Source organism: Nitrincola salilacus (assembly GCF_046271865.1).
GTDB classification, from domain to species: domain Bacteria; phylum Pseudomonadota; class Gammaproteobacteria; order Pseudomonadales; family Balneatricaceae; genus Nitrincola; species Nitrincola salilacus.
In genome coordinates this window covers 2,469,525-2,495,838 of sequence record NZ_CP176580.1, presented here as the reverse complement: position 1 = coordinate 2,495,838, position 26,314 = coordinate 2,469,525, and the positions used below count along the sequence as shown (strand labels likewise).

The following is a 26,314-nucleotide window of genomic DNA, read 5'->3' as shown; positions in this document are numbered from 1 at the left end:
ATCTCAGGCGCTATGGATCAGCTACGGGCGATCAAATACTTTGTGAAAGTTGCAGAAACCGGGAGTTTCTCACGGGCAGCGGAGCATTTTCAGGTGCCGCCATCTTCGCTGTCGCGGCGTGTGGCAGATCTTGAGACGCTCCTTGGCGCTACCTTGCTGACCCGATCGACCCGCGTGGTCAGGCTGACTGAGATAGGTCAGCGCTATTACCGTGACATCTCAGAAGTGTTGTCACAACTGGATGCGACAGACGAGGCGGTCAAACTGTATCAGACCGAGCCCATGGGGCGGTTGCGCATCAGTGCAACAGTGGGATTCGGAGAGCTGATTCTATTACCCTTGATGGATCGATTTAACCAGTTCTATCCTGAGGTTCAACTGGATATTACACTCAGTGATGAGTTGAGTGTGCTCGACCGGGATGATGTAGATATCGCTATTCGTGGCGGATATGCACCAGACGCCCGAGTGGTGGCAATCAAGTTGATGAGCAACGATTTCATCGCTGTGGCCGCGCCTGACTATCTGGCACAATATGGTACGCCGAGTCATCCGCTGGACTTGAAACACCATAAAGGGCTGTATTTTCGAACACCTCAAGGCCCGACTCGCTGGATTTGTGAGTTGGACGGCCGTTGGCAGGATGTATCAGCGCCCAGCGTGGGTGTTGCCAACACCGGGCGATGGTTGCTGAACCGTGCTATCAGGGGGGAAGGTATCCTGATGTTGCCAGAGTGGGTGTTAAAGCCCTATCTGGAGCGCGGCGAGCTGGTGCCTGTTGTGGTGACGCCCGCTTTGCAGATTACTACTCAGCCGGGCCTGGCGATCTATCTGTTGTATCAGAAAACCCGATATCAGGTGCCGAAAATACGGGCAGCGGTGGATTTTCTGGTGTCCGAGGTAGCGCTGCTATCTGACTGAGCGGACGTATGCTGCGGCAGGGGTGTTGAATTTGACTCCCCTGTGGTTTGATAGCGACCCGAAAGGCGCCCACCAGTAAGTCGAGAGTGTGCGAAGCCTATTGGCTAGGGTGTTGTCCTGAATTTTGTAAGAGTGCTGTATGAAAAATCAAAGGATTGCCATCATAGGTGCAGGAACAGCCGGGCTTGCAACCGCTACATTGCTGGGCCGTCAAGGTCATGACATCACTGTAATAGAGCGTGCCAAATCATTAACCGCTGTTGGTGCCGGGATTCTGTTGCAGCCTTCAGGCGTCGGAGTCTTGTCAGAAATCGGTTGTCTGGAGCAGATGCAGCAGTTTGGTCATCGGATTGATGCTCTGTATGGTTGGACCAGATCCGGTCGAGTCATCATGCAGGTTGAATACGCCCACTTGAATGAAAGCCGTGATGTTTTCGGCCTGGGTATTCATCGTGCATCTCTGTGCCATGTTCTGGACCATGTGCTTGCGGCGGTATCCCATCAGCGCTGGTTCGGATGTGAAGTTGATTCAATCCAACAGAGCGCAAAGGAGGCCGTCGTCAGTTTCCGTCGCGAAACAGAAGTGCATCAGGAAGTGTTCGATGCTGTGTTGATTGCTAATGGCAGTGCCAGTCAGCTTCGTCCGCAATCGCTTGTTCGTTATGATCGGCAGTATCCCTGGGGTGCCATGTGGTTGATCAGGCCGCTGACAGACAACCTATCATCTCTTAATAAACCACATCTTCAGCAGAGGTATGATGGCTCCTCGATAATGGTAGGGGCTTTGCCAACAGGTTGTACTCCAGGTGATACCGCAACACCTATGTTAAGCCTTTTCTGGAGCCTTCCTATAGCGGCGATACCTCAATGGCAAGCGGAAGGCTTCGATCTGGCAGGTTGGAAAAGTGACGTGGTGAACCTGTGGCCCGAGTTGCATCCGGTTATCAATGCCATTCAAAGTCCTTCAGAGTTGCTGCCCGCGACCTACAGGGATGTCATCATGTCGCGCTGGGGCGAAGGACGGATGGGTATCATTGGAGATGCTGCTCATGCCATGAGTCCTCAATTGGGGCAGGGTGCAAATATGGCGCTTCTGGATGCGTCTGCTATCGCAAGGGCTGTAGAAGAGAGCAATGATTGGGAAAGTGTCTGGCAAAAGTACTATGCTGCAAGAAGTGGATCAATTCGTTTCTATCAAAAAATGAGTCGCTTTCTGACCCCGCTGTTTCAATCAAAAATAGTGGGAGCTGGCCTTGTCCGTGACATGGCACTGCCTGTTTCCCATAAGCTCCCCTGGGTACGTCGGCAGATGGCAGAAACAGTTGCAGGCAGGAAGCAGAAATGGATTTAGTGACTGAGAATAATGAGTAACGTATGTCAATCAAGGCAATAGATACAAGTGCCTAGGATGGAGTTTTGCATGTTCAGGCTGCGGGTCTGCAATGGTTAAATCAAGCGGTGGGTTCGGCAACCTGGAACGACCCAATAGTATTGTTGGCAGTCTGGAGGAAAGTGTATGCAAGAATCGCTTACCCACCTCAGTCGAGAACAATCTGGCGGAGAAGAGATAGCCAACGCAGTCAGTCATGGGGCAGGGCTAGTTGCCGCGTTGATTGGTACGCCATTTTTAATAATGCATGCCATTGAGCAGGGCGAAACAGCCTTTGTTGTCGGCGTAAGTGTGTTTTGTGCATCGATGATACTGCTCTATCTGGGATCCACGCTGTATCACTCATTCCCTGCTGGCAGAGCAAAACGCGTTTTTCGGCGGATTGAACATGCGGCCATCTATCTGCTGATTGCCGGCACCTATACACCCTTCACCTTAGGTGCACTTAAAGGGACGTGGGGCTGGATACTTTTCGGTATTATCTGGGGGCTGGCGCTTGTTGGTGTTGCCCTCAAGGTTTTCCAAAAGCACCCCCATCTACTTTTTTCAACCAGTCTTTATTTACTGATGGGGTGGGTGATTGTTATTGCCCTTGAGCCATTGCTGGCAAATGTGCCCACCGCAGGTATATTGTGGTTATTATCAGGTGGTTTGTTTTATACCGTCGGTGTGATATTTTTTGCGACCGATGCACGGCTGCGGTATGGCCACTTTATCTGGCATTTATTTGTCATTGCGGGCACTGTCTGCCACTTTTTCACCGTGCTTTGGTATGCCGCTTAGTAAATAAAATCAACTTTTTATCGAATTAAGTTAATCAGATTGTAGAGCATGTTGACTGGGCCTGGGGTACTCCGGCAGATCACTGACCGAACAGGGTCGGTACTGGCATATGATCTACATCGATCCCACCATGCTCCTGCGCCAGCTTTCCGATGAGGGTCTGTTTGCGCAGTTGCGCAGTTGCGCAGTACGCAACGCAAACTTGTCGAGAGCCAGTTCAAACCTGATCTGAAGCGTGTGTTGGATCTGGTGCTGCTGACGCTGATTATTTTTGCACTCTATGGCTGGTTTGCAGCGCTGTTTCGCTCGACTCTATTGAATAATCCACGCGCTTTGTTAACCATGCAACGTGGCTTTGCAGCTGCTTTTGTACTGATCGCAATTCAGTTAGTGCTCAGCGCATTGACATAGAGCACAAGGGTACGGTTTTTACCGCTCGCTAGCTTGTCTGCAATGCAACCGAGACTAATGGCAGCAAAAACGGGATAATAGCGGGCTGAACGCAGAACGCTTGCTGAATCTTACATATCCGGTACCTTGTTAATGGAAATCAAAGTCAACTTTCTCGACAATCTCAGACTTGAAGCCAAGTTTGACGACTTCACCGTCATCACCGACCAGCCTATACGCTACAAAGGTGATGGCTCTGCCCCCAGCCCGTTTGATTACTTCCTGGCATCTTCAGCGCTTTGTGCTGCTTATTTTGTGCGTGTTTACTGCCTTGCGCGCAATATCCCGACTGAGAATATCCGTCTGTCGCAGAACAACATCGTGGACCCGGAGGATCGCTATAACCAGATTTTCAAGATTCAGGTTGAGCTGCCGGAGGATATTTCAGACAAGGACCGGGAAGGGATACTGCGTTCGATAGATCGCTGTACGGTCAAGAAAGTGGTTCAGACAGGACCAGTTTTTCAGATCGAAACCGTAGAGAGTCTGGATCAGGATGCGCAAGCCTTGCTGATGGCGAAGCCGGAAGGTGAGGGCAGTACCTATATTGTCGGGAAAGATCTGCCGCTGGAGCAAACCATTGCCAATATGACCGCGATTCTGGCAGATCTGGGCATGAAGATCGAGATCGCCTCCTGGCGCAATATCGTGCCGCATGTGTGGTCGCTGCATATACGTGATGCGGCCTCTCCCATGTGCTTTACCAATGGCAAGGGCTCAACCAAAGAGAGCGCACTGTGTTCGGCGCTGGGTGAGTTCATTGAGCGTCTGAGCTGCAACTTTTTCTACAACGATCAGTTTTTTGGTGAAGAGATCGCCAACAGTGATTTTGTTCACTATCCGAATGAAAAGTGGTTTCAGCCAGGTCCTGACGATGAGCTGCCTGAAGGTATTCTGGATGACTACTGCCTGGCGATCTACAACCCGGACGATGAGTTGTACGGCTCCAACCTGATTGATACCAACTCAGGTAACAGTGAGCGGGGCATCTGCTCCTTGCCCTTTGTGCGCCAGTCGGATGGAGAGGTGGTCTATTTTCCTTCCAATCTGATCGAGAATCTCTACCTCAGCAACGGCATGAGTGCCGGAAATACATTGTATGAGGCTCAGGTGCAGTGTCTGTCGGAGATATTCGAGCGGGCAGTGAAGAAGCAGATCATCGAAGAGGAGATCGCACTGCCGGATGTGCCGCTATCCGTATTGGAGAAGTACCCGCATATTCTGGAAGGCGTTAAAGCATTGGAAGAGCAGGGCTTCCCGATTCTGGTCAAGGATGCATCATTGGGTGGCCAGTTTCCGGTGGCCTGCGTCACACTGATGAACCCGAGAACAGGAGGCGTATTTGCATCCTTTGGTGCGCATCCCACCCTGGAAGTGGCGCTGGAGCGCAGTCTCACCGAGCTGTTGCAGGGCCGCAGTTTTGAAGGTTTGAATGATCTGCAGCCGCCAACATTTAATGGTCTGGCAGTCACAGAGCCGAACAATTTTGTAGAGCACTTTATCGATTCGTCCGGGGTGATTTCCTGGCGCTTTTTCAGCGCCCGAGCGGATTATGAATTCTGCGAATGGGACTTTTCCGGCACAAATGAAGAGGAAGCCTCCTGCCTGTTCAGCATTCTGAAAGAGATGGGCAAAGAGGCGTATATGGCTGTTTACCAGGATCTGGGTGCGCCAGTCTGCCGTATTCTGGTGCCGGGTTATTCTGAGGTTTACCCAGTGGATGACCTGGTCTGGGATAACACCAATAAGGCGCTTGATTACCGGGAGGATATCCTCAACATCCACTCTTTGGATGACGATCAGTTGGCTGATCTGGTGGAGCGTCTGGAAGAAAGTCAGCTTGATGACTACTCTGATATCATCACGCTGATAGGGATTGAGTTTGATGAGAACACCGTCTGGGGACAGCTCACGATATTGGAACTGAAGCTGTTGATATACCTTGCTCTGCAGCAGCGCGAAGAAGCGCTGGAGCGGGTAGAGCGCTTCTTGCAGTACAACACCAATACGGTTGAGCGTGGGCTGTTTTACCGTGCTGTCAATGCGGTACTGGAAATTACCCTGGATGATGATCTGGAGCTGAACGATTACCTTCCAAACCTGAAACGGATGTTTGGTGATGAGGTCATGAACAGTGTTGTCGGGTCTGTAAATGGTGATATTCGATTCCATGGCCTGACACCTACCAATATGCAATTGGAAGGGCTGGACAAACATCAGCGTTTGATCGAAAGCTACAAAAAGCTTCATGCAGCACGTGCTGCAAGATGTGCTGAGTGAAAAATCCTGAGGTAAACAAAATCATCGAGATATCTGCATGAGCGGTAAAGTGATTAAAACCATCTCAACAGACCATGCACTGGAGATTCTTGATCGAGTGCATCTGTTTGATTCCTTGTCTCAGGTCGATAAGAGTCTGATTACTCAAATTCCGCACCTGTTTCAGGTTATCCCTGAGAACGACACCTTTATTCATGCCGGCGATATTGATCACAGCATCTATGTATTGCTGTCGGGCGAAGCGGTTGTCATCAAGCAGGGCGTTATTCTGGCAAACATCGCACCAGGTGATTTTGTCGGGGAGGTGGGGTTTGCAACACAAGAGGTGCGAACTGCTTCAGTAGTGGCGATGAGTGATCTGATAGTGCTGACGATTAATGCTGATCGCTTCAGGCAGTTGCCGTGGAATGTGCGTGAGATCATCAAGGATCATATTATCGAAGGATTGGTAGAAAGGATGAAACGAATGAACCAGGAACTTGTCAATTACCGGGAGTTACTGGCTGATCATCGACGCCCCTCTGTTAAACCAAAAGATAATTGAGTATGTTAGTCGAGTGCCTAATAATATCGCTCATTATAACTATAAATACTATGGTCCATCAGCCCCTAAGTCAGGAACGTCATGAGAGTATTTGCAGTTCTCTTTGCACTGGTGCTCGCTTGTCCTTCGCTTGCAGCCCAGAATCAAATTGACGCAACGGATGCGACATTAACTTTTACTACCGCCGATGTCTGGCCTTGGGGATACAAGGGTGAAAATGGTGAACCAGCCGGTTTCGTTGCAGATTTTGTTGCTGAGCTGGCGGTGGAATCAGGACTGCAGATAGATAATCAGTTGAGCCCCCACTCACGTGCTCTGATTGAGCTGAGCGCCGGGCAAGTAGACCTTTCGGTGCTCTATTACAGCCCAGCCATGGATGATATAGGAATCAATCTTGGTCGGGTTGTTACCGTTCCTGTTCTGTTTGTGACTCATAAGAGGGATCACCGCTCCATTAAATTTGATGAGCTCACAGCAGGGCACTCGATAGGCTACATTCGCGGTACCTACTATGGAGATGCTTTTGCCAGTATGGACGATGTCACCAAAGTGCCTGTACAGTATCTGGATCAGGCAATCCGCATGCTGGAGTTGGGCAGGATCGATGGGCTCCTGGCCAGTGACCGCGCATTTTTTGGTACGCTGAAACAGTTGGGGCTGGATGTAAAAAACTTTCAGTTCGATAATATCGTCAATCAACAGACTGCTTATCTTTACATGTCTCACGGGAGTAAACGCCAGTTTAGTGAATCACCGCTGCGAGAAGCTCTGAATCGAATGCGCCGCGATGGTCGTCTGGCGAGCATTTTTTCAATGGATTGGGGTGAGGTTGAGTAGATCAGCTCATCACTAGTAACTCCTCAAAACCGCCTCACAACTACCTCACAACTACCTCACAACTACCTCCTCACAACTACCGCTTCACCAAAAACACTTTACCAAAACCACCGCTTCACCTGCTTCTGATAGTTCGTATACGTTTCTCCGAACTTATCGGACAACGCACGCTCCTCCGGTTCTATCTGAAAACGATCCATATAGAGTGTATAAAGCCAGGCGAAGATCAGTGCCAGCATGCTTGCCAGAAAGATCCCCCATCCAGCCAGAGCGATTAAAAAACCAAGATACATGGGATTGCGTGTATACCGATAGATGCCACTGGTGACCAGTGAAGAGCTTGCATCCGGTGTCATGGGGTTTACGGTGGTCGATGCACGCTTGAAGCTGATCACGCCAGCCAGGGATATACCAACGCCTGCGACAACCCCTGTGATCAGAGCAGCCCAGCGCAATAAGTCGGGTAGGGGAAGACCAGGTAGCGGCCAGGCAATCAGCCACATGATCGCCGCAGTTATCAGGACGACGATAACCGGCGGAATTTTTAACTTCAGTGCTTTCAGTTCGAGTGATTTCATTCAGGCTCTGATGACAGGTTATTGATTCATGAAGAACCTTTGCACATAAGTGCACGTCAGACAAGGGGGGCACGGCCAGATCAGTACACATCAAAACCGAAAAGGCCCTCTCACCAGTGGATGAGAGAGCCTGAGGGCAGACGAATGAACGGCTGTCAGATCAGTGCGTTGATGGGTTCCGGTTCATGGCCGGGAATGGTATCCAGATTGCCATTTTCCGACGCCAGTGAAAGAAATCTCAGATGGCGTTGGTACTCATGCAGCGCATCGTGGATCACCTGCAAACGAGTATAGCCATTCAGATCCTGACCCAGTCCACCTTCAGCCAGATGTACATCCAGTCGTAGATAATAATCATCATCTGCAGCGAGGAAGCTTGGCGCTTGCATACGCTGGGGCTGAATGCTGTATATGAAGCTGGGAGCACCATCAAAATCCACACGCAAGGTCGGACAGAGCAGTTGGGTTTGCTCACCGACCTGGTCTGTCACGCTGGCTTTCTGGCCGCGCTGTGTCAGCTCTTCGGCAAGTTGAACCAGCGCGGGGCGAATGGCGTGGCGTAAGGTGGCTTCAGCACCATGCTGAGTCGATCCATCCAGTGTACGATCCAGTTGCTCTTTCCAATCAGTGGTGGAAATACCACTGCTGACAACCTGTTGCCTTGCATCGGCTTTGCCTACTTCAACTTTGAGTGATTTATACATGCCATACATGGTCAAGAAGATCACGACAGAGAAGGGCAGAGCAGCTATCACCACCAGGCTTTGTAGTGTTCGCAATCCCCCAGCCATCAGCAGGGCGATGGTGACAAGCCCGATCACGGCCGACCAGAAGATACGCAGGCGCACTGGTGCATCATGGTTCACATCCCGCATGATGTAGGTGAAGTTTGACAGGACCAGGGCGCCGGAATCTGCCGAGGTGACAAAGAATACGATGCTCAGTACCAGAACAACAGTACCGGTCAGGTTAATCCAGGGTAACTGCTCCAGGAAGGTATAGATGCTGGCCTGAGGCATGTTCTGTGCCTGCTCACCCAACTCCACCAGTCCACTCTCTACCATGTCGATGCCGCTGTTGCCGAACACGGACATCATTACCATCACGAATATCAATGGAATAAACAGGGCACCGGCGATGAATTCACGGATGGTACGACCACGGGAGATGCGTGCCAGAAAGAGGCCGACAAAAGGTGCCCAGGCGATCCACCAGCCCCAGAAGAATACGGTCCAGCCATTAAACCAACCTTGCTTCTCGGGGGTATAGGCGTAAGTGTCGAAACTCAGTGTGGTGAAAGCTGCAATATAATCGCCGGTGTTCAAAACCAATGCATTAAGCAGATGGAGGGTATCTCCTTGGAGCAAAACGAAGAGTACGATACCGACGACCAGTAGCAGGTTGAATTCAGACAGTCGACGAATGCCCTTATTGACACCGGTAACGACTGACAGGGTAGCCATGATGACAACCATGATGATCAGCAGAATCTGTACATTCAGCCCCTGTGGAATGCCGAAAAGATAGGTCAAACCGTAGTTCATCTGCATCACGCCTATGCCCAGCGCAGTGGAGATGCCGAACACAGTAGCCAGCACCGCGGTGATATCTACCGCATCGCCGATCGGTCCATAAATACGTTTGCCTAGTATCGGGTAGAGGGTCGAACGGATCGCCAGTGGTAAGCGGTGACGGTAGCTGAAGTAGGCCAGTGCCATGCCCATCAGGACATAAAGCCCCCAGCCGGACAAGCCCCAGTGCATGAATGTCTGCACGATGGCGCGGCGCTGTATCTCCGCACTGGTGCCACCAGACACTGGTGGATTAAGGTAATGGGTCAGCGGTTCGGACACCACAAAGAAGAGGATGGCACCCCCAAGCCCAGCGGCAAAAAGCATGGCTGACCACGACAGGAGTGAGAACTCGGGTCGGGAGTGATCCGGACCCAGGCGGATTTTGCCGAAACGGGAAACGCCGATCAGAAGAACAAAGACAAGGTAGGCGATAACCGCCAGCATGTAGTACCAGCCGAAGGAACGGCCGATCCAGTCAAGACCTGCATTAAAGAAAGCCGTTGCATGATCAGTAAACGCCATGGCGTAGATCGCAAAGGCGACGATACCTGCTGCCGAGCCATGAAAGACTCGTTTATTCAGGCGGTTGTGTTGCGCATCGTTGGGTGGTGCTTCGTTCATTGGATGCCCCTATATTATTCTTATCAGGTTGGTGAGTTCTGTATCCGGACAGACCAGCCCTGCTCGTTGCAATCGCGCAAGGAGTTCCGGCTTTGGCCAGGCCAGATAAAGATCACCGCCCCGTTTTTGACAGGCGAGTGCCTGATGTTGGATTAAGTGGATTCCGCTCAGATCTATAAAATTAATGCCTGCCGCCAGTATCAGCATGTTTTGCCGATCATAGCGTTCGAATCGCTGAGCAACCGACTCGCAGGCACCAAAGAATAGGGATCCGTCTATCCTGAGCACATGGCAGGACGCTTCGCTGAGTGACTCTGGCAGCCGATCAGGTGCTTGCGAGAGCAAGGATTCAACAACAGGAGGACGGGTGGTGCGGCGCAGGTACAACACCAGAGAAACGATAACGCCGAAGAAAATCGCAAACTCCAGTGCCAGCATCAGAGTGCTGATGAAGGTGATCAGCATCACTGCTGACTCGGCGCGGCTGCTCTTTAATATCTCTCGAATACTGTGAAAGTCGATCAGGTTGAAGGCGACTACCAGCAGCATACCTGCCATTGCGGCTAATGGCACATGGCGCAATAGCGGTGCTGCCAGCAGGATCAGAATGATCAGAAACAGGGCGGAAAATACTGCCGCCAGTGGAGAGCGTGCGCCAGCAGTGGCATTCAGCCCAGATCGGGTAAATGAGCCTGATGAGATGTAACTGGAAAAAAAGGCGCCACCGATATTGGATAGTCCCTGACCAATAAACTCCTGATTGCTGTTGATGCGCTGACCACTATGGCTCGCCAGTGACCGGCTGATCGCCGCCGCTTCAGCCAGACCCAGCAGGCCCAGTGCGATGGCGCCGGGTATCAGCAAACGAATCGTTTCCGGCGAAAAATCGGGGAGGGACAAGGGAGGTAGCCCCGCCGGTATTGTGGACAGACGTGTGACCAGTTGTGCGTCAGGGTCTATCAGTGCAGCCAGTAGCGCTGCGGCTATCAGGGCGATCAACATCCCCGGCCAGCGTGGCAGCCAGCGCTTGAAAACGATACAGATGATCAGAGTTGCCGCGGCCAGCAACAGTGCGATCGGCTCTATATTGCCGATCTGGCTGAGCAGGTAGTACCAGGATGCCGTAAAGCTGAGGCTGCCGGAAGAGCTTACTCCCAAAGCATACGGCAACTGGCTGGTGGCGATAATAAGGGCTGCACCTGCCGTAAAACCGATCACGACCGTATGGGATACCAGATCTACAACCGCACCCAGACGTGCCATTCCGAGCAGGAGTTGAAACAGTCCAGCCAGCAGGGTGAGTGTCAGGACCAGCGAGATGAACGCCTCACTACCACTCTCGGCAAAGGGCTGCAGTGTGGCAAAGAGAGCAATGGAGAGCGCTGCAGTCGGTCCGCTCACCATCAGAGGAGAGGAGCCGAACAGTGCTGCGAGTATGGTCGGGATGATCGCTGTATACAGGCCATACTCAGGCGGTAGACCAGCGAGTAGTGCATAGGCAACACCTTGTGGAGCCACCAGTACGGCACCGGTCAGCCCGGCCATGAGATCTGCTCTCACTGAGCCTGGCGTCTGGAAACTCATCCAGGCCAGGAACGGGAGCACTTTTTGTACTCTGGCTATTCCTGTTGAACGATTACTGACACTCAGCATGCTGGCTCCTCTGATTGCGGCTCTTGATATCAGCTTGTCACACGTGGGAAACGTGCCCGCATTTCCAGATCATCCAGATCAATTGTGTTGCGCATATACTGAGTGCCGGCATCAAATAACGGCTGGTGATCCCAACTGGTATTTTTACCTTGCTTCAGAGCCTGATAGACCAGCTTGCGCCGACGCTGGCTGGCAATCACCTCATCATGCAGTTGCTCATAGTTCCAGCGTTCAGCTACCTCATCCCGAAATGCCTGGTATAACTCCTGGTGTACAGGACTCTGCGCAAGATTAACCAGCTCAAGCGGGTCAGTTTCAAGGTCAAACAGTTGATCTGGATCTGGAGCGGTGTGAACGAACTTATATCGACCGCGTCGTATCATCAGCAGCGGAGCTATTGCGCCTTCTCCCAGATACTCTCCGATCACCTCGTCATGTCCACCTTCACGTTTGAGATGTGGCAAAAGGCTACGACCATCCAGCGGCACGGCATATTCCGGTTTCCCTGCACCCAGTGCCAATTCGGCGAAAGTTGGCAGCAGGTCCATGGTGGAAACAGACGCTTTGACTCGACCGGACGCAAAACGGCCAGGTGCGTGCACGAACAGCGGTACACGGGCGGAGTCCTCAAACCAGCTCATCTTGTACCAGAGTCCTCGCTCACCGAGCATGTCACCATGATCGCCAGAGAACACGATAATGGTGTCATCATCCAGCCCAGTTTGCTTCAGCGCTTCCAGAACCTTGCCGATCTGTTCGTCCACATAGCTGATCGCGCCATAGTAGGCGTGACGGGCATTGCGGATCTGTTCGTCGGTGACGGTTTTCTCGTCCAGTTGATACACAAAGCGCAGTCGGCGTGAGTGGGGATCCATCAATTCGCTGGAATAGGGGACGCGTGGCATGGGGATCTCATCATGATCGTACAGATCCCAGTATTTCTGCTCGATGGTGTAAGGATCATGCGGATGAGTCAGTGACACAGTCAGGCAGAAGGGCCGTTGTTCACCATTGCGTGCATAATCGTACAGAAAACGCTGTGCACGAAATGTCACTTCATCGTCAAAATCCAGCTGATTAGAGCGCACACAAGGGCCTGCCTGGGTAACGGAAGACATGTTGTGATAGTAGCTCGGACGGGTATCGAAATTTTCCCAGTCAACCATCCAGCCGTAATCAGCAGGATAGATGTCGGTGGTCAGGCGCTCCTCGAAACCATGCAACTGATCTGGCCCACAGAAGTGCATCTTGCCGGACAGCGCCGTGAAGTAACCCGCCGCTCGCAGGTAGTGGGCGAAGGTCGGGGTATCGGCAGGAAAGTCTGCAGCATTGTCATAGCCACCGATGCGTGACGGCAACTGGCCAGCCATCAGGGTGAAGCGGGAGGGTGCACACAAGGGGCTGTTGCAGTAGGCGGAGTCAAACACAACACCTTCACTGGCCAGGCGCGACAGATTGGGTGTTTTGACCAGAGGGTGACCATAAAACGGCAGGGCACTGGCCGCCATCTGGTCAACCATCAGGAACAGGATGTTGGGCATTTTTTCGGACATGTACTGGACTCCGATTATTGTTGATAGGTGTTGATAAACGTATGATGGCAGTCTAAGGATTAATTCAATTGGCTGTAAACTCGGTCATTTTTTATGAGAGGCATTAGTTGATCTAATGTTTAATGTTGGCAAGTCAGTATCGCCCAATAGTCTGCGAGTGTTCGAGTCGGCTGCTCGACACCTCAGCTTCACGAAGGCTGCTCGGGAGTTGCGATCTACACAGTCCGCAGTCAGTCAGCAGATCAGGCAGATCGAGGAGCAATTGGGTTTTCAATTGTTCGATCGTATCTATCGTGGGGTGAGGTTGACCGAGGCAGGACAGGTTCTTTTTGCCAGCGTTCAGGATGGCTTTGGACTGATCGAACAGACGATCGATCGGTTGCAGAAGCGCACACGTCATCCTCACCTGAATATACTGACGGACTTTTCATTTGCGTCATATTGGTTGATGCCGCGCCTGCCTCAGTTTCGAGCGCAGCACCCTGATATCGATGTCAGGATCATCACCAATCAAGGGGTCATGAACTGGAAGGATCAGGGGGTCGATATTGCGTTGCTGTTCTGTGATGAACAGACGCTAGAAACGGTTCCTGTACTGTTTTACGAGGAGGTATTCCCAATCTGTTCGCTGGGTTTTCTGGAGCAAAACGGACCGATCGATACGCCTGAGGCGCTCAGTCGTCTGGCATTGCTGACCCTGACAGCTGATGAAGGGCAAAGCTGGATGGATTGGCCTCATTACTTCAGGCAAAAAGGCGTGACTCAATGTCTGGATTCCGCAGAGTTGGCATTCAATAACTATACCTTGCTGATACAGGCAGCCATTGCCGGGCAGGGTGTCTGCCTTGGCTGGCGAGGGCTGGTTGACGATCTACTGCGTGCCGGCATGCTGGTTGAGCTGCCTGGTCTGACGCTGAACTCAAGGCGTGGTTATGGAGTAGTGGACGTGCATCCTGAGACGCGAGATGAGGTGAAGGATACCTTCCGGAATTGGGCACTCGGGTATAAAGTTGAATGCTGACTAAGCGGGTTTGCCCGAAACAAAGTTTGTGACCCTGGTTTTATCACAGTACATTAGAGTAACAGGCTGATATGGTTACATCCATGCCTTCTACATCACCTATTCAAGGACAGCAATCATGGCCAATGAAACCGAAGCAAACTCATCACTGGCAGTGTTGATCGATGCAGACAATGCAAGCCCTGCTATCATCGAAGGGCTGCTGGCTGAGGTGGCCAAGCTGGGGGTGGCCAGTGTCAAACGGATATATGGCGATTGGACCAAGCCGAATCTGGGCTCATGGAAAAACGAGCTTCTACAGCACTCCATCCAGCCGATTCAGCAGTTCGGTTACACGACCGGAAAAAACGCGACTGATAGTGCGATGATCATCGATGCGATGGATCTACTCTATGCCGGTCACTTTTCAGGCTTTTGTATAGTATCCAGTGACAGTGACTTTACCCGCCTGGCATCGCGGATACGTGAGTCGGGTCGGCGTGTGTATGGTTTTGGTGAGCGCAAAACGCCGCGCCCCTTTGTGTCAGCCTGTGATCGTTTCATCTACACGGATGTATTCATGGCACCCAAAGATGATCCCGAGCAGGAGGTGATCAAGCCGGTTACCGCCAAGCAACTGAAAGGGGATACGGCTCTGGTCAACCTGATTCGCTCAGGGATCGAGGCCGAGTCTGATGAGGCTGGCTGGGCACCTTTAGGGCCGGTTGGAAGTTATATCAATAAAACCGCGAATGATTTCGATCCACGTAACTATGGATTTTCCAAACTGAGTCAGTTGATAGCATCAATCGGCCTGTTTGAAATTGATCGGCGTGACTCGATAGTTCTGGTGCGTGATGCCAGGAAAAAGTGATCCTGCTGATCAACTCCTGTGCGCAGGTATCAGACAAAAACAGCCATCTTTTCACCCTGCAGCTCACTGATCAGTTTTTTCGACTCCTGGCCGAGCAGTTCCACGGCTTTTTCGTTCTCGATACAGGGGCGTTCGGTAAAGTTAAGGCGCATGCAGTTGCGGTATTTACCGGAAGCCGAGAAGAGTATGCCGGGTGCCAGACTGACCCCTTTGCGTGTGGTGCGCTTGTTCAGCTCAGCCGTATCCACTTCTGCCGGCAGCTCAACCCAGAGCAGAAAGCCCCCCTGTGGGTAGCTGATACGTGTGCCCGTGGGGAAGTATCTCTCCACCCAGTCAATCATCATGTCGCGACTGTGCTGGTAGCGTGAGCGCATTTTGCGCACATGTCTTTCATATCCTCCCTGTGCAATGAACTCTGCCAGCGCCAGTTGCGGCAGGGTGGCGCTACAGGCGGTCGAGACATACTTCATATGAATCACCTGATCAAGATGACGCCCCGGAGCCACCCAGCCAACGCGCAGACCCGGCGCCAGAGTTTTCGAAAAAGATGAGCAGAGCATCACACGGCCATCAGTATCATAGGATTTGATAGTGCGCGGCCGAGGGTACTGATAAGACAGGTCGCCATAGATATCATCTTCAATGATGGTCAGATCATAGCGGGCAGCCAGCGCCACCAGCTTTTTCTTGTTCTCTTCCGGCATGGTGTAGCCGAGCGGGTTGTTGCAGGTAGGTGTCAGTTGCAACGCCTTGATCGGCCATTGGTCCAATGCCAGCTCCAGAGCCTCCAGGCTGATCCCGGTTTCGGGGTGGGTCGGTATCTCGATGGTTTTAAGGCCGTGAGCCTTGATTGACAGCATTGAACCGTAAAAGCTCGGCGAGTCCACCGCAACGATATCGCCGGGGCTGCAGATCGCCCGAAGACTGACTGACAGCGCCTCCTGGCAACCGGTAGTGGTGACGATATCATCCGGGTGCAACAGGCTACCGGAATCCACCATCAGGCGCGACAGTTGTATACGCAGCTTTTCTGAACCGCGCAGATCTTCATAGGAGAAGGTTTGAATAGGTGCGGTGCGGTTCAGTTCAGACAGGATTTTACGCAGCGGAATAAGCGATTTGGCGTTCAGATCGGGAATTGCCCGGCTGAGCTGTATCACATTCGGCTCATACATATTTGAGAGCAGATTCAACACCTCTTCCCAGTTTGATACCTCAAGCGGGCGTTGAACGGGGCGAGATACATCAGGCAGGTTTGGTATGCGTTGGCGGTTCAATACATAGAAGCCGGATTTGGGCCGTGCCTCAATCAGTCCTTTGCGCTCCAGTGTTCTGTACGCCTCCTGTATGGTGGAGATACTGACATCGTACTCAGTGCTCAGTACGCGTATCGAGGGAAGTTTCTGGCCCGATTGATAGTAGCCCTGCTCAATACGTTCGCACAACGCCGTGGCAACCTGCTTATAGAGCTTCATATCTGTATTGCCTTTAATTGGGTTGTAACCAGTACAGATTGGTTATGAATCTTCGATACACCGGAATGAGTGTCTATCTGTACTGGTCAAAATAAAATTATTCTGGATCTGTAATGTATTCAGTCTACCCCGTATTCTATATCTCATCAACAATGTGATAGGGGGTCACTGAGATGCATATACAGACAGTTCTTCTTCGTGCGTTAAATGCTGTAAAACGCGCCCATCAGCGCAGAGTGGCGCGTCGCCAACTGATGAAAATGGATTATTACAGCTTGAAGGATATCGGCATGACACATTTTGATGTGATGCGCGAAGCCAACAAGCCGTTCTGGAAACGCTAGACCATGACTTTACCCCGCACAGATCTCTGTAGCGGGGTTTTTTTTGCATGGATCTTCAGTATGGACAGACAACACCGGCGCGGCACTACCCTGGTGTCCGACAGTGCTGGCGCTGAGTCTGTTATTCGCCTAAAGTAGAGAGCATCTGATGCGTCGCCAAGACGTATCACTATCATTCAATAAATGGAGATGTGATGATGGCAACAGTAACTCTGCGTGGCACCCCCTTTAATACCGTCGGTAACCTGCCAGGTGTGGGTGCACAGGCGCCCGGATTTGAGTTGACGGCTGGCGATCTGAGTACGATAAAACTGGCAGATTATGCCGGCCAGCGTCTCGTTCTGAATATTTTTCCCAGTGTTGATACACCGACCTGTGCAGCTTCTGTTCGTAAATTCAATGAAGTAGTCAGTCAGTTGAATAACACTTCAGTGTTGTGTGTGTCGGCTGATCTGCCATTTGCTCAGTCTCGTTTCTGTGGCGCGGAAAATATTGAAAAGGTCAGCAGCGGCTCAACCTTTCGCAGCAGCTTTGGACAGGATTATGGCGTATCTTTTGCCGATGGCCCACTGATGGGGCTGTTGTCGCGGGCGGTGGTTGTGATTGATGAAACCGGTAAGGTTATCTATAACGAGCAGGTCAGTGAGACCGCTCAGGAACCTGATTATGATGGTGCGATTGCCGCACTGAAGTAATCGTGTCAAACGCTCCCGAGCGCTTCGGGAGCGATCTTCATATCAGTTGGTTCTCTATCGCAAACTTTGTCAGGCCAGCTGTCGTCTGAATCCCCAATTTGCTTTTCAGCTTCTGTCGATGAGTTTCTACGGTGCGAACACTGATGCGCAGATCCCGGCCTATCTCTTTATTTGAAAGACCTGCTGCGAGTAACTTCAGTACAGTCAGCTCTCGTTTACTCAGGTCACTGGGTGCCTGTTTGCTGGTGGTATCGGGCTTCTGAAACAGGGCATTGGAGGCACCTGAACTGAAATAGGTATTGCCGGAGTGAACTGTTTCTATCGCATTAATCAATTCATGTGAAGAGACATCCTTCAGTACATAACCGGATGCACCGGTTTGAATCAATGACAGAATATATTCACGATCATCATGCATGCTGAGAATAAGAATGCGCGTGCCGGGGAGTTCTATATTGAAGCGTTTGGTGGCTTCAAGGCCATTAAGTACCGGCATGGATACATCCATGATCACGACATCGGGTGACAGTAAGCGGGCGGCAGTCAAGGCCTCCTCACCGTTGTTGGCAGTACCCACGATCTCTATGTGAGGCTCCATGGCCAGTCTTGCCTGAAGGCCGTCAAGAACCAGCATATGATCGTCTACAAGTAAGACACGGATTGTTTCGTCAAGCATAGTTCCAGCCAGAAGATGTTATTGTTATCTTGATGGTGGCTAAACCAACAGCGCTGTGCCGTAGCAGTCAGGCAGTATACCAGTTATTCAGTCACAGTCATTCTACGTAGTATTACTTAGTCTGATCCGTATTTCTCTCCTTTCATTCCGTAATGCTACGAATGGACTTGGTTTCTCGTACGATGGAAAATACAGACTACCCTGAGTGTATGTGCTTAACTATAACAATAAAATCCTGAGGATAAGGCTGATGAGAACCTGGTCATTACGACTGAAGTTGACTCTGGGAGCAGCTCTGGGGCTGACTCTGACACTCATAGCAGTGATTGCAATCGGCTGGATCACCATGCAGAAAAGTGGTGAACAGGCTGTGGAGGATGCTTCTACCTCCTTTGAAGCATTGGTGGAGCGTAATTTGACGGAAGCCGCTCAGGTAGTGTCCGGAGAAGTATCCCAGTTCATTAACCGCAGTTTTGATCTTCCCAATACCCTGAGTACGATTCTCACATCCAGTGCAGCCGGTAGCGGAGGGCTCCCTTTTCAGCGCTACACCGTAATGAGCATGGTACGGGATACTCTGTCAGCCAATCCCGGCGTCAGCTCGGCCTATGCTCACTTTGAGCAGGATGGGTACGATGGCCTGGATAACTTCAATATTGGCCCACACCTTGAGCACTCGTCTGACAATGGCAGCCTTGAACTTTACTGGGTACGAGAAAGTGGTGAGTTGGTGTTCTATCCTACTCCCGACAGCAGTTTTAAATACATCGAGACACCTAATGAGTTCGGGGTACGTGAATCTGAATGGTATCTCTGCAGCCGAGATACTCTCAAACCTTGCCTGATGGAGCCTTATCTGTACGAAATAGAAGAAGGCAATGAGGTATTGCTTACTTCACTGGTCAGCCCAGTGATCGTCGATAATGAATTCCGTGGTGTAGTGGGTGTTGATATCAATATGCCGGTGATTCAGCAGCGTATAGAGGCGTACCAGAAAACGCTGTTTGATGGTAACTCGACTATTCATCTGATCAGTGACATGGGATTGATTGTTGCAAGTACATCTCATTTTGACATGGCTGGAAGGTCCCTCAAGGAGGCAAATGCGGACTTGGTAGCGACTTTGAGCGGTATGAGTGGCAACACGGCAGAGATAGATGGCGTGATGGTGGTCAGGGCGCCGGTTAATCTGGAGTTGTCGGATGAGCAATGGGTTGCCATTGTCACTGTTCCGACCGATATTGCATTCGCTGCAACGCGTGAGCTTGAGAAAACACTGGTGACCGGTTATCAGAATACTGCGTTGACCATGCTGATTTCTGGCGTCGGACTTTTGATTGTAGCGATATTGATTCTGAGTATCTGGTTGCGCCTGACCACTCAGCCGATGGTGAGAATGCGCGAGCTGGTTGATGACCTGTCAGGTGCAGAGGGTGATCTGACACGCCAACTGGAGATAACCAGTCACGAGGAACTGATTGGTATCGCCAACGGTTTTAATGCCTTTACGAACAAGCTGCGCTCGATGATTATCGATCTCAACTCTTCGGCGAGCGAGCTGCGAGGCCAGAGCGTGCTGCTGGTCAATGCATCGCATGAAACTGCCTCAGCGACACAGGCTCAACAGGTTGAGATGCAAAGCGTCGCATCAGCGATGACCGAGATGTCGGCCACGGCTAACGAGGTGGCTGGTCTTGCATCGCGCACAGCGCACGAAGCGGAGCAGTCAAATGCAGCGTTGAGCGAGGCTCAGGGAGCCTTCCGTGTGACGGTGAACGAGGTGCGCTCTGTTGCTGAAGAGATTCAGGCGGCCAGTGAACGTGTGTCCAGTGTTGCGAAGAGCAGTGAAAATATCTACGGCATTATCGAGGTGATACAAGGTATAGCAGAACAGACTAACCTGTTGGCTTTGAATGCGGCGATTGAGGCTGCGCGGGCAGGTGATCAAGGGCGCGGCTTTGCGGTAGTGGCGGATGAGGTGCGTAACCTTGCCCGTCGGACTCAGGCATCGACTGAAGAGATCCACTCTTTGATTCAGCGGTTGCAGGATGATGTATCGGCCTCGGTCAAGGATATGGAAGCCAGTACTCTGCGTGTGTCGCGTACGGTAGAAGAGGCCAGCAAAGCCTATGATCAGATGGAGTCTGTTGCGCACAATATCTCAACGATAACCAGTAACGTGACTCAGGTGGCGACAGCTGCCGAAGAACAGGACAAGGTGGGTGAAGAGATCAGCCGTAATATCACGGTAGTCGAGGATGCCAGCACGCGACTGGCTGAGCTGGCCAATGATGTTCGCGGTGTCAGTGAGTCGATGAGCAATATCACCGATGCGTTGGAGACTCAGTTGCGTAAACTGAAGGTCTGACGGCTTTTGCTGTAATCCTGCAAGAGTGTAATAAAACGCCAGAGCTGCAATTAGCGCTCTGGCGTTTTTGTGTTCAGGGAGCATTCCCTGCTTACTTCTTGCGCTTTGGATATAATCAATGCTTATGACACTCTTTTCAAAATCTCATTGGATTTGTCGCTGAGCTTTTGCCAGAGTTGTCTGATACCTGTGTCGCCGTTTACCTGTATTCATTAATGTACAGAGGTTTTCAGCAGCACATCAGATAATGAGTTGAGGCATGTGATGCCTTAAAGCGAGGATGCTCAGCATGACAATTAATTATATCGATCACTATGTTGCCGGCCAGCGCATTTCCGGTGATAGTTCTCGAGCGCAGCCAGTCTATAACCCGGCAACCGGGCAGGTCACAGGGCAGGTGCGGCTGGCGAGTCAGACTGATGTCAAAGGAGCTGTTGCTGCCGCCAAGGCAGCCTTCCCGGCCTGGGCCGCTATGCCGCCACTGCATCGCGCGCGTCTGATGAACAACTTTCTGCAATTAGTGCGTGCAAATAAAGAGAAACTGGCGCATGCGATCACCGCAGAGCATGGCAAGGTGTTTACCGATGCCTGTGGAGAGGTGGAGCGAGGTATCGATATCATCGAATTTGCTTGTGGAATTCCTCAACTGCTCAAGGGTGATTATACCGAACAGGTGTCGACTGGGATCGATAACTGGACGACACGTCAGCCTCTTGGTGTTGTAGCAGGTATCACGCCTTTCAACTTTCCTGTCATGGTGCCCATGTGGATGTTCCCGGTAGCGATAGCTGCAGGTAATACGTTTATCTTGAAGCCTTCACCCACTGATCCTACGCCCTCACTCCTGTATGCAGACTTGATGAAAGAAGCAGGATTCCCTGATGGTGTTTTCAATGTGGTGCAGGGTGATAAGGAGGCTGTAGATGCACTGCTGGCTCATCCGGATGTGCATGCACTCTCTTTCGTTGGCTCCACACCGATCGCCAACTATATCTATGAAACCGGAGCGCATTTCGGCAAGCGTGTTCAGGCGCTCGGCGGTGCCAAAAACCATATGTTGGTAATGCCAGACGCGGATCTGGATAAGACTATTGATGCCCTGATGGGGGCGGCCTACGGTTCGGCTGGTGAGCGCTGCATGGCCATCTCGGTGGCGGTGCTGGTGGGTGATGTCGCAGACAAAATTATTCCGGAGTTAGCCGTGCGGGCACGCAATCTCAAAATCAAGAATGGCACCGAGCTGGATGCCGAGATGGGTCCTATTGTGACAGCTGCCGCACAACAGCGGATTACAACCTATATCGAAAAAGGGATTGAAGAAGGCGCAACACTGGTAGTGGATGGCCGTGGTTATCAGGTGGATGGGCATGAAGGGGGCTTCTGGCTGGGTGGCACGCTGTTTGATCATGTCACACCAGATATGACTATTTATAAAGAGGAGATCTTTGGTCCGGTGCTGGTGTGTGTCCGTGCAAAGGATTTTGCTGAAGGTCTTGAACTGATCAACAATCACGAGTTTGGCAATGGCGTGTCGCTGTTTACCAGGGACGGCAATATAGCGCGTGAGTTCGGTCGTCATGTGCAGGTTGGCATGGTGGGTATCAACGTGCCGATTCCGGTGCCGATGGCCTGGCATGGTTTCGGTGGCTGGAAGAAGAGTCTGTTCGGTGATATGCATGCCTATGGCGAGGAGGGCGTGCGTTTCTACACCAAGCAGAAATCGATCATGCAGCGTTGGCCCGAGAGTATTGCCAAGGGTGCTGAGTTCACCATGCCGGTCTCTCAGTAACTGCATAATAGCTACTTAATAGCTGCGCAATAAGTGCGTAACAAAAAACAATAAGAGCAATATCACGCTGAAAAGGAGTTGAGTTGCCATGCCACGTGATGCGTTTGACTATATAGTCGTGGGTGCCGGTACAGCCGGTTGTCTGCTGGCCAATCGCCTGAGTCAGGATCCGACTAAAAGTGTGCTGCTGTTGGAAGCGGGAAAACGGGATAATTACCCCTGGATACACATTCCAGTCGGGTATCTCTACTGCATCGGAAATCCACGTACCGACTGGCTCTATCAGACTGAACCGGATGCAGGTCTGAACGGGCGTTCGCTGCGCTATCCCCGTGGCAAAACGCTGGGTGGCTGTTCCTCAATCAACGGTATGATCTATATGCGCGGTCAGGCGCGTGATTATGACCAGTGGGCGACACTGACGGGTGATGATGGGTGGAGCTGGGAAAACTCTCTGGCTGATTTCAAGGCGCATGAAAATCACTATCGACTTGACGATGGACAGAACCCCATCAGTGAGAAGGGAATCCCTTTTGCAGACCTGCATGGCCATGGCGGTGAATGGCGCGTTGAAAAACAGCGTCTACGCTGGGATATTCTCGATAGCTTTGCTGATGCGGCTGTTGAGGCTGGTATTGAGCGATCCACTGATTTCAATACCGGCGATAACGCCGGGATCGGATATTTTGAGGTCAATCAGCGTCAGGGCTGGCGTTGGAATACAGCCAAGGCGTTTTTGAAACCGGCAAAGCAGCGCCCCAATCTGACCATCTGGACCGAGTCTCAGGTCGAGCGTCTGATCTTTGACGACCAGGACACCGAACTGCCGCGCTGTAGCGGGGCAGTCGTTCGTCGTGGAGGGGATGCCATGACGGTGAGGGTCAAACGCGAGGTGATACTCAGTGCAGGAGCGATCGGGTCACCGCAGATTTTGCAACTATCGGGCATCGGTCCGGCAGCTCTGCTTAAACAGCATCAGATTCCAGTGTTGGTCGACGCGCCCGGGGTGGGTGAAAATCTGCAGGATCATCTGCAGATCCGTGCCGTATTCAAAGTGAAAGGAGTTAAAACGCTGAATACACTGGCCAGCAACTTGCTCGGTAAGGCGATGATCGGTCTTGAATACCTGCTCAAACGCTCGGGGCCGATGAGCATGGCACCCAGTCAGCTGGGTGCGTTTACCCGCTCCGATCCTGATCAACCCCATGCCAATCTTGAGTATCATGTGCAGCCGCTGAGTCTGGATGCTTTCGGAGAGGACCTGCATCCGTTTCCTGCCTTTACTGCGAGCGTTTGCAACCTCAACCCGACCAGTCGGGGTTTTGTCCGCATCCGTTCCAATCGTTTTGATGACGCCCCACAAATCGCACCCAACTACCTCAGCACCGAGGAGGACCGTAAGGTGGCCGCGCAGAGTCTGCGTCAGGTACGTGAAATCGTTTCACAATCGGCACTTGCAAAATATGAGCCGCAAGAATGGCGACCCGGTGTGCAGTATCAGACAGACGATGAGCTGACCAAGCTGGCCGGTGATATCGCAACCACGATATTTCATCCAGTCGGCACTGCAAAAATGGGGCGTGATGATGATCCGATGGCTGTGGTGGATTCTCGTTTGCGTGTTAAAGGTGTGACTGGGCTCCGTGTGGTGGACGCCAGCATCATGCCGACCATCACCAGTGGCAATACCAACTCACCTACCTTGATGATTGCCGAGAAAGCGGCACGCTGGATAGCCGAAAGTTGAAGTGTCGGGTTGCAGTAGCGTAAGGTATTGACCGATACGTGACTGCAACTCCGATGCAGTATAATAATCGGGTACTCTGAAACGGAAACGCTTCTCGGCAGCTTCTCTCATAATAGGTGTATCTCATGGCGCGCTATCCCAAACATATGATCGGACATGGCCCCGTAAACCCTTTCCCCGGCCTTAAAGCGCTTGAACGACGACTCGGGCGTGAGATTCCGCATCGGCTCGGCTCTAACGAGGGGTTGGACATGCCGCATCAGGCTTTGCGGCAGCACTTCGGCGATGCGATGGTAGAGCATGTGTACTGCTATGGTGATTGTGATGCGCAGGGTGTGCGCGAGCGGATCAGCACGCAACAGGGGATAGAGTTGGATGCGCTGTTGGTGGATGCCGGAGCGGATAGCTTGATCGCCTTGTCACTGAGATCCTTGGTTGACCCGGGTGAGGCGGTCGTCTGTGCCCGTGGTACTTATCCTACGTTTGCTTATTTTGCTGAAGGGCAGGGGTGCCGGGTGGTGGAGCCACCCTATCTGGAATCCCCCGGCGTGCTGGCTCCAGATATTGATGCGTTGATCGAGGCGGCCAATCAGGAAAATGCTCACCTGGTCTATCTTGCCAATCCGGATAATCCCAGCGGTCATCTGCATGACGATGCTGAAATTCTTCGTCTGCGCGCCGGTTTGCCTGATGAGTGCTGGCTGTTGCTCGACGAGGCCTATCATGATTTCAGAGAAGATGCAGACAGTTCTTTTGCATCAGAGGTCATCCCCGGTGTTGTTCGTTTGCGCACCCTCTCGAAGGCGCATGGTCTTGCTGGACTGCGTATCGGTTATGCGATTGCCGATCCTGAAGTACTGGCGATGATGCAACGGGTTCGAATCCATTATTCGGTGTCGGCATTATCACTCGCGGCGGCAGAGGTTGTACTGGATCATCCTGAGGAGGTGCGACAGCATATTGCACAGGTTAAAGAGCGCCGTTCACAACTGACCGAACACTTGCGCAACCTGGGTGGTGAAGTGCTGTCCAGCAATACTAATTTCATCGCTGTCCGCCTGCCAAGTGTTGAACTGGCAGAGCAGATTCAGCGCGATTTGCTGGCAATCGGTTGTCTGGTTGCCCGTCCTGCTCACCCAGCATTGGGGCATATACTACGCATCACGGCAGTAGCTGATGCTCTGGTACCCGGGCGTCTGGCAATTCTTGAAGAGGCACTGATAAGGATACACGGTGGATCACACCCGGCTTAAGGCATTTGTGACGGTTGCGCAGGAGGGAAACCTGACGCGCGCTGCTGAGCGCCTTTACATGACACAACCTGCGCTCAGCTTGCAGCTGAAAAAGCTTCAGTCTGAGATAGATCTGGTGCTATTTGAGCGTACCCCGCGCGGCATGAGGTTGACAGACGAGGGCAGGAAACTGCTGCCGGCTGCAGAGCGTGCGGTGCAGTCTGTCAGTGAGTTTGCCGCGGCAGCGGCAGGCCTGAAGGGAATGGTGCACGGTGAGTTGCGTTTGGGTACCATCGTTGATCCCGAATTTCTGCGTCTGGGCGCTTTTCTTGGGCTACTGGCCAAACGGCATCCGGGACTTGCGTTTGATCTGCGCCACGGCATGTCAGGTGCCGTGATGCGGGATGTTGAAATGGGACAGTTGGATGTTTCCTACACGTTGGGTGTGCCGGGTTTTCATGAGCTGAAGGATAAGTTTCATGTGGTACCGCTGGCGACCTTCAATTACCGCGTGATAGCACCACCTGGCTGGGATTCACAGGTACGTGGGAAGGGCTGGCGAGAGCTGGCTGCGCTGCCCTGGATTGCCACGCCGCCTGAGTCTGCACATTCACGTTTGCTGAGTAGGATCTTTGTTGATCAAGGGGTGGAACCTCATGTGGTGGCAAGGGTGGATCTTGAGGCGTCTATGATCGATCTGGTGCGATCAGGTGTTGCTCTGGCTCTGGCTCGTGATAGCCTCGCCCTGCGTGCGGCGCATGAGCAGGGTGTGGTGATTGCCGACAGCGTCAGCGTTGATGCGGCACTGGGATTTATCTGCCGTAAAGATCGACGGTTGGAGCCACCTATTATGGCCGCATTGGAAGTGGTGGCCGAAATATGGGCGGCTCAAAAAACCTACTGCTCAACTCGCTGATTTATTTGCTAACT

At 52.0% G+C, this 26,314-nt stretch carries 22 protein-coding genes; 16 read left to right on the top strand and 6 right to left on the bottom strand.

Translation table 11 applies throughout. From position 1 onward, the window contains the following. Window positions 1-12: 12 nt before the first annotated feature. From ACK3CJ_RS11885 to ACK3CJ_RS11855, 7 genes are all read left to right on the top strand, one after another. Window positions 13-921 (top strand): LysR family transcriptional regulator, encoded by a 909-nt coding sequence (locus tag ACK3CJ_RS11885; protein ID WP_409522422.1) that lies wholly within the window; start codon window positions 13-15, stop codon window positions 919-921. 139 nt (window positions 922-1,060) lie between these two features. Then, the gene (locus ACK3CJ_RS11880) at window positions 1,061-2,272 is read left to right on the top strand and encodes an FAD-dependent oxidoreductase (RefSeq protein WP_409522421.1); all 1,212 of its coding nucleotides are present in this window, start codon (window positions 1,061-1,063) and stop codon (window positions 2,270-2,272) included. Window positions 2,273-2,437: 165 nt separating this feature from the next. Further along, window positions 2,438-3,094, top strand: coding sequence for a PAQR family membrane homeostasis protein TrhA (gene trhA / locus ACK3CJ_RS11875; RefSeq protein WP_409522420.1), 657 nt, complete (start codon window positions 2,438-2,440; stop codon window positions 3,092-3,094). 180 nt (window positions 3,095-3,274) lie between these two features. Then, window positions 3,275-3,505 (top strand): hypothetical protein, encoded by a 231-nt coding sequence (locus tag ACK3CJ_RS11870; protein ID WP_409522419.1) that lies wholly within the window; start codon window positions 3,275-3,277, stop codon window positions 3,503-3,505. 132 nt (window positions 3,506-3,637) lie between these two features. Next, window positions 3,638-5,824: an OsmC domain/YcaO domain-containing protein gene (locus tag ACK3CJ_RS11865; RefSeq protein WP_409522418.1), complete on the top strand. Its 2,187-nt coding sequence runs from the start codon at window positions 3,638-3,640 to the stop codon at window positions 5,822-5,824. 37 nt (window positions 5,825-5,861) lie between these two features. Beyond that, the gene (locus tag ACK3CJ_RS11860) at window positions 5,862-6,368 is read left to right on the top strand and encodes a Crp/Fnr family transcriptional regulator (RefSeq protein WP_409522417.1); all 507 of its coding nucleotides are present in this window, start codon (window positions 5,862-5,864) and stop codon (window positions 6,366-6,368) included. Between the two features lie 81 nt (window positions 6,369-6,449). Next, window positions 6,450-7,205, top strand: coding sequence for a substrate-binding periplasmic protein (locus tag ACK3CJ_RS11855; RefSeq protein ID WP_409522416.1), 756 nt, complete (start codon window positions 6,450-6,452; stop codon window positions 7,203-7,205). Window positions 7,206-7,303: 98 nt separating this feature from the next. Here ACK3CJ_RS11855 and ACK3CJ_RS11850 read toward each other — a convergent pair whose 3' ends face one another. The 4 genes from ACK3CJ_RS11850 to betC all read right to left on the bottom strand — a co-directional run bounded on the left by ACK3CJ_RS11850 (window position 7,304) and on the right by betC (window position 13,184). Continuing rightward, a complete protein-coding gene (locus tag ACK3CJ_RS11850; protein WP_409522415.1) occupies window positions 7,304-7,783 on the bottom strand; it encodes a methyltransferase family protein in 480 nt (159 codons plus the stop codon). Between the two features lie 155 nt (window positions 7,784-7,938). Then, window positions 7,939-9,978, bottom strand: coding sequence for a choline BCCT transporter BetT (gene betT / locus ACK3CJ_RS11845; protein WP_409522414.1), 2,040 nt, complete (start codon window positions 9,976-9,978; stop codon window positions 7,939-7,941). Window positions 9,979-9,987: 9 nt separating this feature from the next. Beyond that, window positions 9,988-11,631: a SulP family inorganic anion transporter gene (locus tag ACK3CJ_RS11840; protein ID WP_409522413.1), complete on the bottom strand. Its 1,644-nt coding sequence runs from the start codon at window positions 11,629-11,631 to the stop codon at window positions 9,988-9,990. Window positions 11,632-11,660: 29 nt separating this feature from the next. Continuing rightward, window positions 11,661-13,184 (bottom strand): choline-sulfatase, encoded by a 1,524-nt coding sequence (gene betC / locus ACK3CJ_RS11835; protein WP_409522412.1) that lies wholly within the window; start codon window positions 13,182-13,184, stop codon window positions 11,661-11,663. Window positions 13,185-13,299: 115 nt separating this feature from the next. On the opposite strand from betC, the gene ACK3CJ_RS11830 reads away from it, so the two are divergent. Both ACK3CJ_RS11830 and ACK3CJ_RS11825 read left to right on the top strand, forming a co-directional pair. Further along, window positions 13,300-14,205: a LysR substrate-binding domain-containing protein gene (locus ACK3CJ_RS11830; RefSeq protein WP_409522411.1), complete on the top strand. Its 906-nt coding sequence runs from the start codon at window positions 13,300-13,302 to the stop codon at window positions 14,203-14,205. A gap of 118 nt (window positions 14,206-14,323) precedes the next feature. After that, the gene (locus ACK3CJ_RS11825; RefSeq protein WP_409522410.1) at window positions 14,324-15,058 is read left to right on the top strand and encodes an NYN domain-containing protein; all 735 of its coding nucleotides are present in this window, start codon (window positions 14,324-14,326) and stop codon (window positions 15,056-15,058) included. 29 nt (window positions 15,059-15,087) lie between these two features. Here ACK3CJ_RS11825 and ACK3CJ_RS11820 read toward each other — a convergent pair whose 3' ends face one another. Then, window positions 15,088-16,533: a PLP-dependent aminotransferase family protein gene (locus ACK3CJ_RS11820; protein ID WP_409522409.1), complete on the bottom strand. Its 1,446-nt coding sequence runs from the start codon at window positions 16,531-16,533 to the stop codon at window positions 15,088-15,090. 173 nt (window positions 16,534-16,706) lie between these two features. Here ACK3CJ_RS11820 and ACK3CJ_RS11815 point away from each other — a divergent pair, with 173 nt between their 5' ends. Both ACK3CJ_RS11815 and tpx read left to right on the top strand, forming a co-directional pair. Next, a complete protein-coding gene (locus ACK3CJ_RS11815) occupies window positions 16,707-16,877 on the top strand; it encodes a DUF1127 domain-containing protein (protein ID WP_409522408.1) in 171 nt (56 codons plus the stop codon). A gap of 197 nt (window positions 16,878-17,074) precedes the next feature. Beyond that, on the top strand, window positions 17,075-17,572 hold the full coding sequence (tpx, locus tag ACK3CJ_RS11810; protein WP_409526589.1) for a thiol peroxidase: 498 nt from the start codon (window positions 17,075-17,077) through the stop codon (window positions 17,570-17,572). 37 nt (window positions 17,573-17,609) lie between these two features. On the opposite strand, the gene ACK3CJ_RS11805 is transcribed toward tpx, so the two are convergent. Continuing rightward, on the bottom strand, window positions 17,610-18,248 hold the full coding sequence (locus ACK3CJ_RS11805; RefSeq protein ID WP_409522407.1) for a response regulator: 639 nt from the start codon (window positions 18,246-18,248) through the stop codon (window positions 17,610-17,612). A 250-nt stretch (window positions 18,249-18,498) separates the two neighbouring features. Here ACK3CJ_RS11805 and ACK3CJ_RS11800 point away from each other — a divergent pair, with 250 nt between their 5' ends. From ACK3CJ_RS11800 to ACK3CJ_RS11780, 5 genes are all read left to right on the top strand, one after another. Further along, the gene (locus tag ACK3CJ_RS11800; protein WP_409522406.1) at window positions 18,499-20,616 is read left to right on the top strand and encodes a methyl-accepting chemotaxis protein; all 2,118 of its coding nucleotides are present in this window, start codon (window positions 18,499-18,501) and stop codon (window positions 20,614-20,616) included. Between the two features lie 289 nt (window positions 20,617-20,905). Further along, window positions 20,906-22,405: a CoA-acylating methylmalonate-semialdehyde dehydrogenase gene (locus ACK3CJ_RS11795; protein ID WP_409522405.1), complete on the top strand. Its 1,500-nt coding sequence runs from the start codon at window positions 20,906-20,908 to the stop codon at window positions 22,403-22,405. 88 nt (window positions 22,406-22,493) lie between these two features. Beyond that, entirely contained in the window at window positions 22,494-24,152 is a 1,659-nt protein-coding gene (locus ACK3CJ_RS11790) for a GMC family oxidoreductase (protein WP_409522404.1), read from the top strand. Window positions 24,153-24,277: 125 nt separating this feature from the next. Next, complete coding sequence (locus ACK3CJ_RS11785) at window positions 24,278-25,405, top strand: pyridoxal phosphate-dependent aminotransferase (protein WP_409522403.1); 1,128 nt, start codon at window positions 24,278-24,280, stop codon at window positions 25,403-25,405. Then, on the top strand, window positions 25,386-26,300 hold the full coding sequence (locus tag ACK3CJ_RS11780; protein ID WP_409522402.1) for a LysR family transcriptional regulator: 915 nt from the start codon (window positions 25,386-25,388) through the stop codon (window positions 26,298-26,300). Before ACK3CJ_RS11785 ends, ACK3CJ_RS11780 begins: the two co-directional genes overlap by 20 nt. Window positions 26,301-26,314: the final 14 nt, after the last annotated feature.